The organism is Pseudoalteromonas sp. 3D05 (assembly GCF_002723455.1).
Lineage (GTDB): Bacteria > Pseudomonadota > Gammaproteobacteria > Enterobacterales > Alteromonadaceae > Pseudoalteromonas.
In genome coordinates, this window is sequence record NZ_PDUS01000006.1 from 89,688 (window position 1) to 105,509 (window position 15,822).

Genomic DNA, 15,822 nt, shown 5'->3' on the forward strand with positions numbered 1-15,822 from the left:
TTAAGGAATCATCATGAAAAATTTTACAAAAAAATTAGTATCTGCCAGCGTTTTACTTAGTTGTAGCTTGGTAGCAAATACAGCTCATGCTCAAAGTTCTGTATGGCAAGTAAGTAAAGGGAATGACTCATTATTCATTGGTGGGACTGTACATATTTTACCTAAAGCAGAAATGCCACTTCCTGCTGAGTTTAATCATGCTTATGAAAAAGCAGATACGATCATTTTAGAAGTGCCATTACCAGACCCGGCAGATGCTAATGCTCAAATGCAAATGCTAGGCGCCCTATCATATACAAATAACGAAACATTAAGCCAGAAACTAGAACCCCAAGTTAAAGTTTCACTTGAAAATAAGCTTAACGAATTTGGCGCTAACCTCGCCAAGTTAGATGGTTTTCGCCCTGCGATGGTGAGTATTGTTTTGATGTCGATGGAACTACAAAAACAAAACTTAATGGGAGAAGGAGTTGATGCTTACTTTACAAAAAAAGCCACAGAGGATAATAAAACAAAAAATTACTTAGAGACTATGGAATTTCAATTAGAATTGTTTAAAACAATGGGTCAAGGCAACGAGAATGACTTTATTAAACGTCACTTATCAGAACTTCATAACTATGGTGATATGTTTGAGGAGCTTTTAACAGCATGGCGACAAGGTGATACCGACATGCTAAACAAAGTGGCGCTTGAAGATATGCAGCAAAATGATCCTAATAGCTACAAACAGCTTATTGCTGATAGAAACAATGACTGGTTACCAAAAGTAGAAGCCATGTTCAACAACGATAAGAGTGAACTTGTACTTGTTGGAGTCGCACACCTCGCAGGTAAAGATAGCTTATTGACACTGCTTGAGAGCAAAGGTTACCGCGTTTCTTTAGTTAATGTTGATAACGCAATCGATACAACTGTAAAAGGGGCTGAGTGATGGATAAAACCGACAAGCTTGCTGTATCGTTGCTGCTTATGTTCGGCTCAATGATGCTGATATGTGCTCTATAAAAAATGCCGCTAAAAAGCGGCATTTTTTATTTACACAAATTTATTTACACGAATTTATCCGCGCGGAATAAATCCAAGTGCATCGTACACAGATTTAAGCGTCTTCTCAGCACGAACACTGGCTTTTTCTGCGCCGGTTTTCATGATGTTGTTAAGCAAAGTTTGATCTTCGCGAATCTCTTTAAAGCGCGCTTGAATTGGCTCAATCATACTTACAACCGCATCTGCCGTATCTTTTTTCAGATGACCATACATTTTATCTTCGTACTCTGGCACAAGCTCTTCAACTGAACGCTTAGTAGCAACTGACATTAGCGTTAATAAATTTGATACACCTGGTTTTTCAGTACGATCAAAATAGATACGCGCTTGCTCATCTGAATCTGTTACTGCTTTCTTCAGCTTTTTCTCAATCTTTTTTGGTTCATCGAGTAACATGATATAACCATTTGGATTGTCATCAGACTTAGACATTTTCTTCAGCGGATCTTGCAAGCTCATCACGCGTGCCCCCAGCTCTGGGATATACGGTTGAGGTACTTTAAATACATCGCCATATAAATTATTAAAACGATTAGCGATGTCTCTAGTTAGCTCAAGATGCTGTTTTTGATCTTCACCAACGGGTACTTGATCTGCTTGATACAATAAAATATCAGCCGCTTGTAATACTGGATACGAAAATAGACCCACGTTTACATTATTGGCATGCTTAGAAGACTTGTCTTTAAATTGTGTCATGCGGTTTAACTCACCCATTTGGGCGTAGCAATTTAAAACCCATGCTAGTTGAGCGTGCTCAGGTACTTGAGATTGAACAAATAAAGCTGCTTTTTCTGGGTCGATACCGCAAGCAGCATACAAAGCTACGCCGTCTAATACTCGTGAACGTAATACTTCAGGTTCTTGGCGAATTGTAATAGCGTGTAAATCAACCAACATAAAGTAACTTTCGTGGTCTTCCTGTAGCTTAAGCCACTGGTTGATAGCGCCAACATAGTTGCCTATTGTCATACCACCGGTTGGCTGAATGCCACTTAACACTACTGGTTTACTCATGATGTTCCTTTATATTACTAAAATAAAAAATACTGGGTTAAAAACACGTAAATTAAAAACGAACTTACCGCTGGGTAAGAACAGGTATTATATCTAAGAATGTATCACAGAGGTACTGTGGATTGTAATCACTCAGGTTTTCACCTTGGTTATAGCCATAACTCAGTGCAATTACATCAATGTTTGCAGCTTGCGCCGCTAAAATATCGCTTTTTGAATCACCAATCATTATTGCTTGGCTTACTGGCACATTTAATTGCTTACACGCAAACAAAAGCGGCTCCGCAGATGGCTTTTTAGCCATATCATCGCCACATACAATCACATCAAAGTGTTCAGATAAGGCGAGTTTATCAAGCAGTTTTTGAGTAAATCGACGCGCCTTATTAGTCACTAATGCCTTTGGCGTATTACGTAAAGCTGCAAGACCTGTTTCAACATGTTGATATAGTACACTGTACTCACCAACTTGCTGCGCATAATGCCCATAAAAAAGCTCGATAGCTTTGCTCACGAATTGTTCATCTAACAGCTCACTCACTTGCATATCACCACTTAAACCGCGTTTAACCAGCATTTCAATGCCATTACCAACCCAGCTTTCGACTAAACGCTGGCTAACAATGGGGTAAGCAAGCTCTGATAACGTCAAATTCATGGCTATGTATAAATCATATACGCTGTCGACTAAAGTGCCGTCTAAATCAAATAAAGCCGCCTCGTACTTCATTAATTAACACCTTGTAATTGCTCTCGCATTTGGTCAATCACAGTTTTATAGTCTGGCTGATTAAAAATGGCAGACCCTGCAACAAACATATCTGCGCCTGCTTGTGCAGCCGCCGCTATATTATCAATTTTTATACCGCCATCTACTTCTAGTCGAATTGAACGTCCAGAATCATCGATAATCTTACGAGCCTGACGCAGTTTCTCTAAAGTATGAGGAATAAAGCTCTGTCCACCAAAGCCTGGATTCACTGACATAAGTAAAATCACGTCGAGCTTATCAATAACGTGCTCTAAGTAACTCAAGCTTGTAGCTGGGTTGAATACCAGCCCTGCTTGGCAACCATGATCTTTGATCAATTGTAAGGTACGATCTATGTGCTCACTGGCCTCTGGGTGAAAAGTAATAATTGATGCGCCAGCCTCTGCAAACTGAGGAATTAAACTATCAACTGGCTTGACCATTAAATGCACGTCAATCGGCGCTGTTACGCCGTAATCTCGTAGCGCTTTACACACCATGGGCCCAATTGTTAGGTTTGGCACATAATGATTATCCATCACATCAAAGTGGACTATATCTGCGCCCGCATTAATAACGTTATCAACATCGTCACCTAAACGTGCAAAGTCAGCAGATAAAATAGAAGGTGCAATAAGGTATTTTTGCATTGTTTCTAACATTGGTAATCCTTAATGTGTTTCAGAATGCGCATAAGTGGCGGTTAATGTAACAAATAACCCTAGTACGGCAAAATAATATCCCATGAATACTTACCTATTTATCTAGGCTTAAGAAGAATAAAGCATTTACTCTATCCCTATTTGTGCAAAGGTCGCTTTATAAGCAACTTTTTATAAACAGGTTTTTTACTTTAACCTTATAATAATGCTAGTTTTTATGTTTATTAAGGGTAAATTAAGTTTGTTATTTAAACAATTATTATGTATGCTTGGGTTAGTAACACCATAATGGATTAGTAAAATGCAAGCTTTTAAAATCGGGATCTTAACTGCGACTGTTTTAACTATCAGTACCTTAAGCTTTTTATCTAGCAGTGATGAAACCGTTATTGCAGCCAATGACTGTCAATGCGGCTCAGAGCACCTTGTAAAAAATGCAGTTCATTGTATGAATGCAGAACAAGAATCAAGTTGGGTATCTTGGATTACAGGTGATAGCCGCAGTGCACAGTTTCACTACTTGGATCTTCTAGAGCTGCTCACCCGCGCTGATGAACCACAAAAAGCTCGCTCACTTAGCCCGCGATTTTAGGCATTAAACACATGCTTCGGCTGTTAAGCGCACTACAGAGTGTAGTTGCTGCTTTTTTTGGTGTTCAGTCTGAAGGTAAACGCCAATCAGATTTCAAGCAACACTCAATTTCGTCTATTATTGTTATCGCTATTGCACTTTTTTTGATTTTTATTGCAACTATCTACGCTGTTGTCGCTTGGGTTTTAAATACATAGCCATCAACTCATCTACTTTATTACGCGACCCACCCTTTGGACTGATAGTCCGTTTAACCTGAATCTTGTCCAGTGAAGCTTGACTGTATATTTTACGCGTCCACACTGTATCGTGGTTAGAAATAAGCACTGGCGTACTGTTTTCAAAAGCGGCTTGTTCTGCAAGGTTTGCTAAATTAGCTTGGTCATCTAAGTTAAATCCCCCTTTTGCATAGGAGGTAAATGAAGCTGTTTTACTTAAGGGTACGTACGGCGGATCGCAGTAAATTACCGCATTATCTGGGACAAGTTTAAATACATCATCATAGCCTAAGCAGGTAAACGTTGCTTGCTGTGCTTTATTAGCAAAAAAGTGCATCTCTTTTTCAGGGAAATAGGGGCGCTTATACTTACCAAACGGCACATTAAAAATGCCCTTCAAATTATATCGACATAGACCATTATAACCATGCCGATTCATGTATAGAAACAATATCGCACGCTCATAAATATCATTACTTTGATTAAACTGTACGCGGTAATCGTAATAAGCATCGGGATGGTTATTTATATCTACAAACAGTTTTTTGGCATCACTGATAAATTCATCAGGTGAATTTTTAAGCTCATTGTAAAGGTTTATAAGATCAGCATTGATATCATTTAGAATATAATGTTTAAAATGCGTATTTAAAAATACTGAGCCAGCGCCCACAAACGGTTCAACTAAGGTGTCAGCATGCTTACTCGCAACATCTAAACGTGCGCTAATATCTTCAACTAAGCTGTATTTTCCGCCGGCCCATTTCAGGAAAGCTCTAGTCTTTGTTTGCATTGGCTCTTTACTTCAAACTGATATGGCCGCGATTTTACACTAATCAGTGTGCTTTTACTGATCTAGTAACGCGATTTCTTGTTTTATTTTACTGATTTTTTTATAAAATGGCTGATTGTTAAGCACCGCCTTAGGTAAGGTTGGTGTTACTTCCCGTGCTGCATTTAAGCTTTTGTAATTACCATAAGTAACGACCCACCATAACTTATTATTTCTGCGTGTTTGATATACTTTCGCAAAATCCCCCAACTGCTGCTCTGTAACAAATTGCTCAGCAATTGCTTGTTTAGTTACTGCCAACAATTGGATAACCACATTATTATCACTTTGCTCAATGAACCATGCGTTATCAACAGGTAATGACTGTTCAGCCTCTGCTATTACACTCTCTGTTGTCGCCTTTTGCTTGGGTTCATCAACTAACTGTTTTTGTACTGTGTCACCATCTTTGAGCGCTTTAGGCTCTGTAGCAAGACTACCGAGAATAGCGGCCACATTATTTTGATTCTCTTGCTTATTAGCCTGCTTGAGTGCTCGGGGCACCGCAAGCTCGTCAGTGTTTTCTTGCACTATTTGCTGCTGAGGAGGAGTCTCAAGGGGCTCCACGGTGACTGTTTGCTGTTTGAAGTCATCAATCGCTATGGCTGTAGGCACCGACTCAACAGTTTCTTGCTGATACACATCTTGCCACCATTTAGTCATGTCTGATTTATACAGAAAACCTATGATAAGTAACATAATAATCAGCATTAAAGTGATTAAATGTAGTCGCCATGACACTTTATCGGCGACTTTGACCTCTGCACTGTGCTCTTCTGGCTGCCATGCTAATAAAATACTTGGATTACCATGAGACTCTTTTAAAAATGTCTGAAAAATAGGATCTTCATCTAAAGGTAAATCTTTAAAGTACCAACCCATTAATTGCTTGCTTTCAGCAATCGACAATGCTTCTAGGTGGATTTCAACGGCATTCCTAAACTGCCCGACAGATTGGGACGCGATCAAAATGTATAACGTAGTTGGGCTCTTTTCAGCTAATACCGCTAAATCTGCTGCCATTTCATCAGATATATGACGGCCACCATCTAGCACCCATAAACAAGGTCCGCAGTTTTGACTTTTTGCTAGCTGATAGAAATTATCACTCAACGATAAAGTGTGATCTATCAACGGGGAACGAAAGCTTTGTTCTAATAATTCACTCATAAACTGAGCGTCAGTCATACGTGCACTGACTTGTACAAACGCTTTATTAAAGTCGCTGTATTTATCAGTAATAAATGTTTCTAATAGGTAACTTTTGCCGAGCCCTGAAGGCCCAAGGAGTGTAATTAAGTTTTGTCCATACTCAAATTGCATGGCAATACGATCAACCAAGGCCGATCGGCTTGGTAAGATTTGTGACTGCATTAGCGCCCTATTAAATCACGAACCTGTTGATCTGAGACATTATCAACGAGTGCACATTGGCCAAACTCGGTGGGCAGAATAAAACGAATAGTTCCTTTTTTATTCTTTTTATCTTTGCGCATGTGATGCAAAAAATGCTCGCTAGTCATATCAGCAGGTATTTCACTTGGTAAATTATACGCTGTAATTAAAGACGTTACTCTTGCAACCTCTGTCACAGTCAAGTCACCACGAGTGTGCGCTAACTTAGCCGCTAATACCATACCCGCTGCAACAGCTTCACCATGTAGCCATTTTCCATACCCCATTTGTGCTTCTATAGCATGGGCGAAGGTATGCCCTAAATTTAGTAACGCGCGTAACCCAGCTTCTTTTTCATCTTGTGCAACAATCAATGCCTTGATTTCACAGCAGCGTGAGATAACATGTTGAAGTGTTTCTTCGTCAAGAGCCTGTAATTGGGGAATGTTATCTTCTAAGAAGCTAAATAGCTCTGTATCGTAGATAAGACCATACTTAATCACTTCAGCCATACCAGCAGCGAACTCTCGCTCAGGCAACGTATGAAGCGACTGCGTATCAATAAATACAGCTTGAGGCTGATAAAATGCCCCAATCATATTTTTTCCTAAAGGATGGTTAACAGCCGTTTTGCCACCAACTGACGAGTCAACTTGCGATAACAAAGTTGTTGGTACTTGGATAAAAGGAATACCCCGTTGATAACAAGCTGCAACAAAACCTGTTAGATCACCGACCACACCACCGCCAAGGGCAATTAAGCAGGTATCTCGACCACAATTATTTTCCAGCAAGAACGCTGATATTTTTTCAAACCACGCTAGTGATTTAAACTGTTCGCCGTCAGGGATGACAAAGTGAAGTGGATTTAAATCAGCTAATAACGCCATTGCATCATTTAAATACAAAGGTGCAATGGTGTCATTAGTGATGAAGATAGGACGACAATCACCTAAGTGATGACGTAACCTGTCTGTGTTATGAAGTGCAGATTTGCCAATATATATAGGATAACTACGCTCGTCTAAATTAACAGTTAATTCAAGCATCGCCAGTATCCTTTATTATTGGTTTTTAAAAATCTAATTTCTCAATGATTTGATTAGCAACAACCTTAGCGCTTTGCTCATCAGTGCGTACAGTAAAATCAGCAACTTCTTTATATAGCGGCTCGCGTTCTTCAGCTAGACGCTCTAATACGTCACGAGGTGCCTCTTCTGTTTGCAGTAATGGGCGACGCTTGTCGCGCTGCGTACGTGCAACTTGCTTTTCGATTGGTGTCTCTAGGTATACAACGATACCTCGAGCTGAAAGCTTGTTTCGAACTTCTTTGCTCATCACTGAACCACCACCGGTTGCAAGTACAATACCTTGCATTTCAGTTAGGTCGCCAATGACGCCTTCTTCACGAAGTCGAAAGCCTTCTTCACCCTCAAGATCAAACACCCATGCTATATCAGCACCAGTACGGCGTTCGATTTCTTGATCAGAATCGACAAATTCAAGATGTAATTGATCAGCAATGTGGCGACCAATTGTGCTTTTGCCAGCCCCCATAGGGCCAACTAGAAATATATTACGTTTTTCAGCCATATCTTTTAGTACAAACGAACTCTAAAATTTGAAATAAAACCCCGCCTAACGACCTGGCCCCAAAATTAAGGAGGGGATTATCTCAGTAATTGATTGGGTATTTCAAGTCAAATAGAACAAAAAGACAATTAACGAGCAATTAAAGTCAAAAATTGCTCGTTATGTTAAAGAAACTCGACTTGTTTTAGTCTATTTGAATTTTTGGGGTAACGAAAATTAACAATTCTTTCTTTTCATTAAACTCACTCGTACTTTTAAATAGCGTTCCTAAGTATGGAATATCACCAAGTAAAGGTACTTTTTTCACCGAGTTTATAATTTGCTGCTGGAATATACCACCAAGTACCACTGTTTGACCATTCTCAACCAACACTTGAGTTTGAATCTCTTGTGTATCAATTGAAACAGCTGAACCAGTTGGCGTTTGCACGGTATCACCTCGCGTATCTTGCGTAATAACTAAATCCAAGATTACTTTATTGTCAGGCGTTATATGTGGCGTTACCTCAAGACTTAGTACTGCCTTCTTGAATGTAACCGTTGTTGCACCACTAGACGCCGATTCTACGTAAGGAATTTCTGTACCTTGTTCGATACGTGCTTTTTGCTGATTAGCTGTGGTAATACGTGGACTTGCGATGATTTCACCACGATTTTCCTCTTCTAATGCAGTCAATTCTAAATCAAGCAGTGTACCATTTGCCAACTTAGCCACATGCATACCGATACTACCAGCTGCACCTGTTATAGGTAAATTAACGTTTAATCGATCAGAAATACTCGGAATAGTACCATTAGAGATCGTGTTTGCACCTTGCAGCGTACCTGAAACACCATCAGTTCCTTGTTGGTCACTGAATCCCCAACGTACACCCAAATCTTCTTTTACGTTATCACGCACTGTAACCATACGCGACTCTATAACCACTTGTCTAACTGGTATATCAAGTGTTTCGACCATTCGACGAACACTCTCAATACTTTTGACCGTGTCTTTGATAAGCAAAGTGTTTGTACGTTGATCAACTGAAACACTGCCTCTTGGCGTAATAATACTATTGGTATCTGTTTTTAGTAAGTCAGCAAAATTTTCAGCCTTGGCATAATTCAAACGAATATACTCGCTATATAATGGCTCTAAGTCTTCAACTTGCTGCTTGGCTTTTAAATCTTTAGCTTCTCTTGCTGCCAACTCTTCTGACGGTGCAACCATTAAGATTGAGCCATCCATTCGCTTATCAAGCCCTTTAACACGCAGTACAACATCAAGTGCTTGATCCCATGGCACACCATTTAGGCGTAAGGTAATATTGCCCGTAACTGAGTCACTCGTCACCAGATTAAAATCATTATAGCCTGCGATAATTTGTAACACAGCTCTAACAGAAATATCTTGGAAGTTAAGTGTCATTGGTCGGCCAAGATACTCTTTACCACCATCTAAAAATGAGCGCTGTGACGCATCTTTTTCCACAGTCAATGAAAATACATTCTCGATTTGCTGAAACGTATATTTAAACGCTGTATTTGGTTCGATAACAACACGACTTTTATTATCTTCTTTGAACGTTTCGATTGAACTTACGACGGTGCCAAAATCAAGCACATCAAGTTCATAAAGCAACTCATCTAGAATATCCGTGTGATGAAATTCTGCAATGATCTTACCGCCACTCTCGTGAACATCAACTGCAGCCTGCGTATCTTGTAAAAAAACTAATACGCGCGCTTCACCTTTTTCACCTCGTCTAAAGTCTAGTGATTGAATAGTGTTAATATAATTACTAACATTCTGCGTTGAACCATTTTCATCCTCACTGCTATCACTTTTCAGCATGTTATCTGACACATGCAAAGACACGAGGTTATTTTTAACTTTCGTTTGGTAAATTTTCAAGCTATCCATATGCACGGTAACAGTTAACATGCCATCCTTAGCTTGGCTTGAAACCTTTTCAATACCCGCTTGGTTAATGACCACTTCTTCTAGCTCTTTTTCTACACTAGTGTCAGTAAATCGCATTTCTATACGTGCAGGACTATTAAAAACTTGAATATTAGGTTGTTGTGTTATTTCCTCATCAAATACTAGTTGTAACTCCGTTTCTCCTTCGAGCAGCGGGTTATAACGAATATCATAAAGCAATGGTTCTGCAAAAGCAGAGTGTGTGACTAGCAGTGTAACAGCGACAAGCAACGCTTGATGAACCCTATTACGCCAAGATACTCCCTTACGCATTTTAATTTTACCTTTATTATTTTTAACTTGCGTCATCAGTAGTCGCCTCTAACATTTCAAGCTTAGTTAGGCGCTCTTTCCAACAACCAGACCCATCGGGTATTAACTCTAACAATTCAATATAATCGTTTTGAACATCTTTTACTTCACCATGATATAAGCCTAGATGATAGCCAACGGTGACACGGTGTAAAGTCTCATCAGCCGCTTTAATGAGCGCCCACATGTCGCCCTGAGACCCTAAAGTACCTTTCATCGCTAAATTATCAAGCGGGTATTTCTCTAAAGGTTCACGTGTCCTGTCAGGATCAGGATGGAGACAATTTTTAATTTGCACTAAGTTATTTTGAATAATTTCAGGCTGTGGTGCAACAAACGGACTACGTAATTGACCAGCATTGTACTCAAAGTGCTCAAATTGCGTTAATTGCGGTATTTCTTCAACTTTTGGTGTTGTGCTGGCTTTTACCTGATCGATAAACTCTTGCTGCTCTGCAGTATCATCGTTGCACCCAGCTAAGGCAACCGTAAATAGTAGAGTTAGGGCTATTTTTTTCATTTTTTAGCCCCTTTCTTAGTATCACCTTCATATCTGTATGTCTTTGCAACCACACTAAATGTTAGTTTGCCTGGATTGGTACTTGTTATCGAAAAATCATGCAAACTCACAATTCGCGGTAACTGAGCCACCTTTCCTACAAAGTCTCCAAATTCGTGATAGCTACCCACTACCTCGATCTTTATCGGTAACTCAGTATAAAATTCTTTTTCGATCTCTGGCAGCCAACCAATTTTTAAAAAAGTTAAGCCACTCGTGGTTCCCACATACGTTAAATCATCTAATAAGCCTGGTGTTTCATTAGAAGTCGGTAAGCGACGCAAAAGTTGAGAAAACTTATCTTCCATATCAGTCATTTGGTTGCGATAGATATCTAGGTTACTGGCAATCGCATATTTAGTACGATATGTATTACGTAATTCAACCTCTTTTGCGACTGCGTTATGATAGCTATCAATTTCAGCTGAGACTAAAAGGCTATAACTAAAAAACAATACGAGTGCAGCAACAAAGGCGCCACATATAACCTTAACGGCAACAGGCCAATCACCTATATTCTCAAGTTCTATCTCGTTCCAATCTATCTCTGTTAACGCTTTAATATCTAGGTTCATTATTTGTTTTCGCCTATTTTATCAAAGGGTTTAACATAGAACTCCATGTTAAAGTCGCTAAGTAAACGTGATGAACTTTCTCCTGCGACAATACCTTGCATGCTTGGTTTTTCTAATAGGTATGAGTTTTGAACTTGTCTAAGCATGCTCGATAATCGGTTATTTGACTCACTTCGTCCAATAACCTGAATCACACTTCCACGACGTTCTAACTTCGTTAAATAAACACCACCGGGCACAATTTTAGCAACTTCATCCATTATCTGCGTGCCTAAGTTACGGCTACTTTGTAAATCTTCAATTAGCCTCATGCGCTGCTGCAAGCTCTCTTTTTTTCTATCAAGCTCACGTATTTCTCGAATTTTCATATCCAGTTGGGCAATTTCAGCGTTTAAAAAATTATTTTTTATATTCTGACCGTCACGTAAACCGCCATAATAAGCGCTTAGCATGTACATGCTCAAAAAACTAACTAGCACCACTAAAAATAAAATAGTCGCAAACTTATTTTGTGATTGTTTACGTTGTTGTTCACGCCATGGAAGGAGGTTTATATGTGGCATGATGAAAAGCTCCTTAATGCCAATCCGGTTGCGATCGCAAATTGAGTACGATGACGCTGCATCACATTTCGATCAACCCTTGGTGAAACATCCATATTTTCAAATGGCTGAGCAACTATAGTATGAATACCAAGCTCTTCAACTAACAGTCTGTCTAAACCATCAATCATTGCCGTCCCGCCAGTAAGTACTATATAGTCGATGTGCTCTTTACCGCTTGTGGTTAAAAACATTTGTACCGCGCGACGAACCTGCTGTAATAAAGACGTTTGGAAAGGCGCTAATACTTCAAAGGTATAATTTGGCGGTAAATCTCCTGTTGTTTTGCCAATCTCAGCTTCATCAAAACCTTTATTATAGTATGACACAATGCTGTTAGTGTATTGATCCCCACCGAACACCTGATCTCGGGTATAAATGGTTTCACCACCAAGGACAACACTAACCAGCATGAGCACTGCACCAATGTCTATCATGGCAACACACTTATTAAATGCATCACTAGGAAGTTGTTGATAGTACACATCCATAGCACGGCTAAGGGCATAACTTTCTACATCAACTACTTTCGCCGTTAAGCCCGCGCTTTCTAGCGCCCCGACTCGCGCTTCAACACTTTCTGTGCGCGCAGCTGAAAGCAGTACATTCATTTTTGTCGGATCAGCTTCATTCGTACCTAGCTTTTCAAAGTCTAGACTTACTTCATCAAGTGGGTAAGGAATAAGGCTATCAGCTTCAATTTCAATTTGTGACTCAAGCTCTGCATCTGAAAGCGTCACATCCATAAATATCACTTTGGTTATTACTGTTTGGCCAGAGACAGCAACCGCAGCAGATTTTGCTGATTTAGGTAATTTACGTTTCAATTTAGTGATAATATTGCCAATAGCTTCAATGTCTTGAATATTTCGCTCTGACATTGTCCCTTTAGGCATAGGCTCAATTGCTAAGGCCTCAAGGCGATAGCCAGTTTCCGTTTCATTCAGTAACACAGCTTTAATAGCATGCGAACCGATATCTATCCCTATCATCATCGATGATGATTTATTGAGTAATTGGCTTAACATGTGAGCAACTTGGCCTTTGTTTTAAGAATAAACAAGTTATAATTTTTATATGAAAAAATATTATTCATTTTTTAATCAATATATACTATCAGCCTACGATTCTAATTGGGAGTCCATTTAGGGAAAATATAAGTGATTTTATTCAAGCGAACTTTACAATTTATTATCATTTGCATCTTTTTGGGGCTAATTACTTTAGTAAGCCTTTATTACTATGTTAAATCTGATATCCCTAGCGTGCAAGTTTTAAAAGACGTGCAGTTACAAACTCCTATGCAGGTCTTTTCCCGCGACGGATTACTTATCAATCAATTTGGCGAAAAGCGCCGTATACCAGCAAGTATAGATGAAATTCCTCAACCGCTCATAGATGCTCTTTTAGCAACTGAAGATTCCCGATTCTATGAGCATATAGGGATAGACCCTATTGGTATTGTTCGCTCTGCAATTGTTTTAATTTCTACTGGAGAAAAGAAACAAGGTGCCAGCACTATTACCATGCAGCTAGCGAGAAACTTTTTTTTAACACGGGAAAAAGCGTATATTCGCAAAGTAAAAGAAATCTTTATTGCGTTGCACATAGAAAACTTACTCACCAAAGATGAAATACTCGCGCTTTATTTAAATAAAATTGAACTGGGTAATCGCGCTTTTGGTATTGGTGCAGCCGCACAAGTTTATTATGGTAAATCACTTAATGAATTAAACTTAGCCCAAATGGCAATGATTGCAGGCCTGCCCAAGGCCCCATCTGCATTAAACCCTATTCGCAATCCTGAGCGTGCAAAAGCCCGTCGAAATGTTGTATTAGGCCGTATGCTTGATGAAGGTTTTATCACGCAAGAAACATTTAACGAAACAACTAGCCAACCAATTACAGCTCGCTTTCATGGTGCTGAAATAGATTTATACGCCCCTTACATTTCTGAGATGGTGCGTGCAGAAATGGTCGCTCGTTATGGCTACGAACGTGCTTACAACACCGGCTTTAAAGTATTTACTAGTGTAGAGTCTGACGTACAGGCAGCGGCACAAAAAGCGCTTGTTGATAATTTACATGCGTATGACATGCGTCACGGCTATCGCGGTGCTGACATGCAACTTTGGGATAATGAAACTCAATCCCCTCTAAGTCGTAATGAGATCCTTAAAAAATTAAAGCCACTTAATGAGATAGGGCCTCTGCTAGCTGCTGCCGTATTGGCAGTCAATGAGAAAACCGCAGAGGTATTACTCAAAAATGGCGAGCATGCCACACTTACATGGGATAATTTAAAGTGGGCACGTAAATTTATAACTCGTTATCGTCAAAGTTATGCACCTAAAACCGCCTCAGATATCTTAACTCCTGGCGATCAAATTTGGTTACGTAAAAACGATGATGCCAGCTATATTCTAAGTCAACTTCCTGAAGCCGCCAGTGCGCTTGTATCTCTTGACCCAAATGACGGTCGAATTAAAGCGATTGTAGGTGGTTATAGTTTTGAGCAAAGCCAGTATAACCGAGCAGTGCAAGCTAAGCGCCAAGTTGGTTCAAACATTAAGCCATTTATCTATTCTGCAGCTTTGGAAAATGGCTATACATTAGCCTCGATCCTCAACGATGCACCAATAAATCAATGGGACAAAAGCTTAGGGGTAGCTTGGCGGCCTAAAAATAGTCCCGCAGTATATAATGGCCCTATTCGTATACGACGCGCTCTTGCACAATCAAAGAACGTTATTTCTGTTCGTTTATTGCGTGGGGTAGGATTGCATCGCACGGCTGATCACCTACTGAAATTTGGCTTCCAAGATGATGATATCAATCGTAGTGAATCGCTCGCCTTAGGAAGTGCAGCAATCACGCCGCTTGAATTAGCACGAGGGATGAGTACATTTGCCAACGGCGGCCACCTAGTCACACCGTATTTTATCAGTGAGATTCAAGATTCAGCCGGTAACGTACTTTTCAAAGCGCAACCACAGCTTGCATGTGATCCGATTGACTTGCCTAATCAAACAGATTCGTTAGCACTCAATAGTATGGTCGATGAAACATCATCAGACGTAAATACTGCAACCCCATGTGCTCCTCGTATCATTTCAAAGCAAAACGCATTCTTAATTTCAGACGCAATGCATAGCGCAATTTGGGGCGGTGGAAGCTGGACACATAAAACGGGGTGGAGCGGCACAGGTTGGCGCGCTCAAGCATTAAAGCGCCGTGACTTATCAGGTAAAACAGGCACAACTAATGACTCTGTTGATACTTGGTTTAGCGGTTTTAATAGTAATGTTATGACCACTGTGTGGGTCGGTTTTGATAACCCTGGCAATCCATTAGGTCGCTCTACCTACAATAGTAATCTCGATAAATCTCAGATTTCGGGGGCTGAGTCAGGTGCTAAAACAGCTCAACCGGCTTGGGTCGACTTTATGCGTGTAGCTCTTAAAGACCAGCCTGAAGCGCCGATTGAACCGCCTGAGGGGTTGGTCTCGATTCGAATAGATTTGGCAACAGGCTTACTGAGCCAAAAAAATGACTACACTAGCCGGTTTGAGTATTTCGAAAAGGGCTCTGCACCAACAAAGTATGTTATGCAGCACGTTGAAAATGTATTTGAAGAAGAAACAAAAACAGAAGAAGAGCTGTTTTAAATCGCGATATAAAATCGCAGCTACATAAAA

The 15,822-nt window shown here is 40.0% G+C and carries 16 protein-coding genes; 4 read left to right on the top strand and 12 right to left on the bottom strand.

Features of this window, described 5'->3' with window-relative positions; translation table 11 throughout:
* Positions 1-13: 13 nt before the first annotated feature.
* A complete protein-coding gene (locus CSC79_RS08250) occupies positions 14-934 on the top strand; it encodes a TraB/GumN family protein (protein WP_099295352.1) in 921 nt (306 codons plus the stop codon).
* A gap of 128 nt (positions 935-1,062) precedes the next feature.
* Here CSC79_RS08250 and trpS read toward each other — a convergent pair whose 3' ends face one another.
* From trpS to rpe, 3 genes are all read right to left on the bottom strand, one after another.
* The gene (gene trpS, locus CSC79_RS08255; protein ID WP_099295353.1) at positions 1,063-2,067 is read right to left on the bottom strand and encodes a tryptophan--tRNA ligase; all 1,005 of its coding nucleotides are present in this window, start codon (positions 2,065-2,067) and stop codon (positions 1,063-1,065) included.
* 64 nt (positions 2,068-2,131) lie between these two features.
* Positions 2,132-2,797: a phosphoglycolate phosphatase gene (locus tag CSC79_RS08260; RefSeq protein ID WP_099295354.1), complete on the bottom strand. Its 666-nt coding sequence runs from the start codon at positions 2,795-2,797 to the stop codon at positions 2,132-2,134.
* The gene (gene rpe / locus CSC79_RS08265) at positions 2,797-3,480 is read right to left on the bottom strand and encodes a ribulose-phosphate 3-epimerase (RefSeq protein WP_099295355.1); all 684 of its coding nucleotides are present in this window, start codon (positions 3,478-3,480) and stop codon (positions 2,797-2,799) included. The genes CSC79_RS08260 and rpe overlap by 1 nt, the downstream gene beginning before the upstream one ends.
* Before the next feature lie 301 nt (positions 3,481-3,781).
* On the opposite strand from rpe, the gene CSC79_RS08270 reads away from it, so the two are divergent.
* Entirely contained in the window at positions 3,782-4,072 is a 291-nt protein-coding gene (locus CSC79_RS08270; protein ID WP_099295356.1) for a hypothetical protein, read from the top strand.
* Between the two features lie 11 nt (positions 4,073-4,083).
* Positions 4,084-4,269, top strand: coding sequence for a DUF2970 domain-containing protein (locus CSC79_RS08275; protein ID WP_099295357.1), 186 nt, complete (start codon positions 4,084-4,086; stop codon positions 4,267-4,269).
* Here CSC79_RS08275 and CSC79_RS08280 read toward each other — a convergent pair.
* The 9 genes from CSC79_RS08280 to CSC79_RS08320 form a co-directional block, all read right to left on the bottom strand.
* Positions 4,232-5,083, bottom strand: a complete 852-nt coding sequence (locus CSC79_RS08280) for a Dam family site-specific DNA-(adenine-N6)-methyltransferase (RefSeq protein ID WP_099295358.1) — start codon at positions 5,081-5,083, stop codon at positions 4,232-4,234. The genes CSC79_RS08275 and CSC79_RS08280 overlap by 38 nt on opposite strands.
* A gap of 54 nt (positions 5,084-5,137) precedes the next feature.
* Positions 5,138-6,496 (bottom strand): AAA family ATPase, encoded by a 1,359-nt coding sequence (locus CSC79_RS08285; protein WP_099295359.1) that lies wholly within the window; start codon positions 6,494-6,496, stop codon positions 5,138-5,140.
* Entirely contained in the window at positions 6,496-7,566 is a 1,071-nt protein-coding gene (gene aroB / locus CSC79_RS08290; protein WP_099295360.1) for a 3-dehydroquinate synthase, read from the bottom strand. The genes CSC79_RS08285 and aroB overlap by 1 nt, the downstream gene beginning before the upstream one ends.
* 25 nt (positions 7,567-7,591) lie before the next feature.
* Positions 7,592-8,110, bottom strand: a complete 519-nt coding sequence (aroK, locus tag CSC79_RS08295; protein ID WP_054204874.1) for a shikimate kinase AroK — start codon at positions 8,108-8,110, stop codon at positions 7,592-7,594.
* Positions 8,111-8,294: 184 nt separating this feature from the next.
* The gene (locus CSC79_RS08300) at positions 8,295-10,385 is read right to left on the bottom strand and encodes a type IV pilus secretin PilQ family protein (RefSeq protein ID WP_099295361.1); all 2,091 of its coding nucleotides are present in this window, start codon (positions 10,383-10,385) and stop codon (positions 8,295-8,297) included.
* Positions 10,372-10,908, bottom strand: coding sequence for a pilus assembly protein PilP (locus tag CSC79_RS08305; RefSeq protein ID WP_099295362.1), 537 nt, complete (start codon positions 10,906-10,908; stop codon positions 10,372-10,374). The genes CSC79_RS08300 and CSC79_RS08305 overlap by 14 nt, the downstream gene beginning before the upstream one ends.
* Positions 10,905-11,522, bottom strand: coding sequence for a type 4a pilus biogenesis protein PilO (locus CSC79_RS08310; RefSeq protein WP_099295363.1), 618 nt, complete (start codon positions 11,520-11,522; stop codon positions 10,905-10,907). Before CSC79_RS08310 ends, CSC79_RS08305 begins: the two co-directional genes overlap by 4 nt.
* The gene (locus CSC79_RS08315; RefSeq protein ID WP_099295364.1) at positions 11,522-12,085 is read right to left on the bottom strand and encodes a PilN domain-containing protein; all 564 of its coding nucleotides are present in this window, start codon (positions 12,083-12,085) and stop codon (positions 11,522-11,524) included. Before CSC79_RS08315 ends, CSC79_RS08310 begins: the two co-directional genes overlap by 1 nt.
* Complete coding sequence (locus CSC79_RS08320; protein WP_099295365.1) at positions 12,073-13,152, bottom strand: pilus assembly protein PilM; 1,080 nt, start codon at positions 13,150-13,152, stop codon at positions 12,073-12,075. The genes CSC79_RS08315 and CSC79_RS08320 overlap by 13 nt, the downstream gene beginning before the upstream one ends.
* A gap of 132 nt (positions 13,153-13,284) precedes the next feature.
* Here CSC79_RS08320 and CSC79_RS08325 point away from each other — a divergent pair, with 132 nt between their 5' ends.
* The gene (locus CSC79_RS08325) at positions 13,285-15,792 is read left to right on the top strand and encodes a PBP1A family penicillin-binding protein (RefSeq protein WP_099295366.1); all 2,508 of its coding nucleotides are present in this window, start codon (positions 13,285-13,287) and stop codon (positions 15,790-15,792) included.
* Positions 15,793-15,822: the final 30 nt, after the last annotated feature.

Coding starts and splice junctions, on each gene's coding strand:
- CSC79_RS08250 (WP_099295352.1), top strand. CDS start 14: ATGAAAAATTTTACAAAAAAATTAGTATCTGCCAGCGTTTTACTTAGT.
- trpS (WP_099295353.1), bottom strand. CDS start 2,067: ATGAGTAAACCAGTAGTGTTAAGTGGCATTCAGCCAACCGGTGGTATG.
- CSC79_RS08260 (WP_099295354.1), bottom strand. CDS start 2,797: ATGAAGTACGAGGCGGCTTTATTTGATTTAGACGGCACTTTAGTCGAC.
- rpe (WP_099295355.1), bottom strand. CDS start 3,480: ATGTTAGAAACAATGCAAAAATACCTTATTGCACCTTCTATTTTATCT.
- CSC79_RS08270 (WP_099295356.1), top strand. CDS start 3,782: ATGCAAGCTTTTAAAATCGGGATCTTAACTGCGACTGTTTTAACTATC.
- CSC79_RS08275 (WP_099295357.1), top strand. CDS start 4,084: ATGCTTCGGCTGTTAAGCGCACTACAGAGTGTAGTTGCTGCTTTTTTT.
- CSC79_RS08280 (WP_099295358.1), bottom strand. CDS start 5,083: ATGCAAACAAAGACTAGAGCTTTCCTGAAATGGGCCGGCGGAAAATAC.
- CSC79_RS08285 (WP_099295359.1), bottom strand. CDS start 6,496: ATGCAGTCACAAATCTTACCAAGCCGATCGGCCTTGGTTGATCGTATT.
- aroB (WP_099295360.1), bottom strand. CDS start 7,566: ATGCTTGAATTAACTGTTAATTTAGACGAGCGTAGTTATCCTATATAT.
- aroK (WP_054204874.1), bottom strand. CDS start 8,110: ATGGCTGAAAAACGTAATATATTTCTAGTTGGCCCTATGGGGGCTGGC.
- CSC79_RS08300 (WP_099295361.1), bottom strand. CDS start 10,385: ATGACGCAAGTTAAAAATAATAAAGGTAAAATTAAAATGCGTAAGGGA.
- CSC79_RS08305 (WP_099295362.1), bottom strand. CDS start 10,908: ATGAAAAAAATAGCCCTAACTCTACTATTTACGGTTGCCTTAGCTGGG.
- CSC79_RS08310 (WP_099295363.1), bottom strand. CDS start 11,522: ATGAACCTAGATATTAAAGCGTTAACAGAGATAGATTGGAACGAGATA.
- CSC79_RS08315 (WP_099295364.1), bottom strand. CDS start 12,085: ATGCCACATATAAACCTCCTTCCATGGCGTGAACAACAACGTAAACAA.
- CSC79_RS08320 (WP_099295365.1), bottom strand. CDS start 13,152: ATGTTAAGCCAATTACTCAATAAATCATCATCGATGATGATAGGGATA.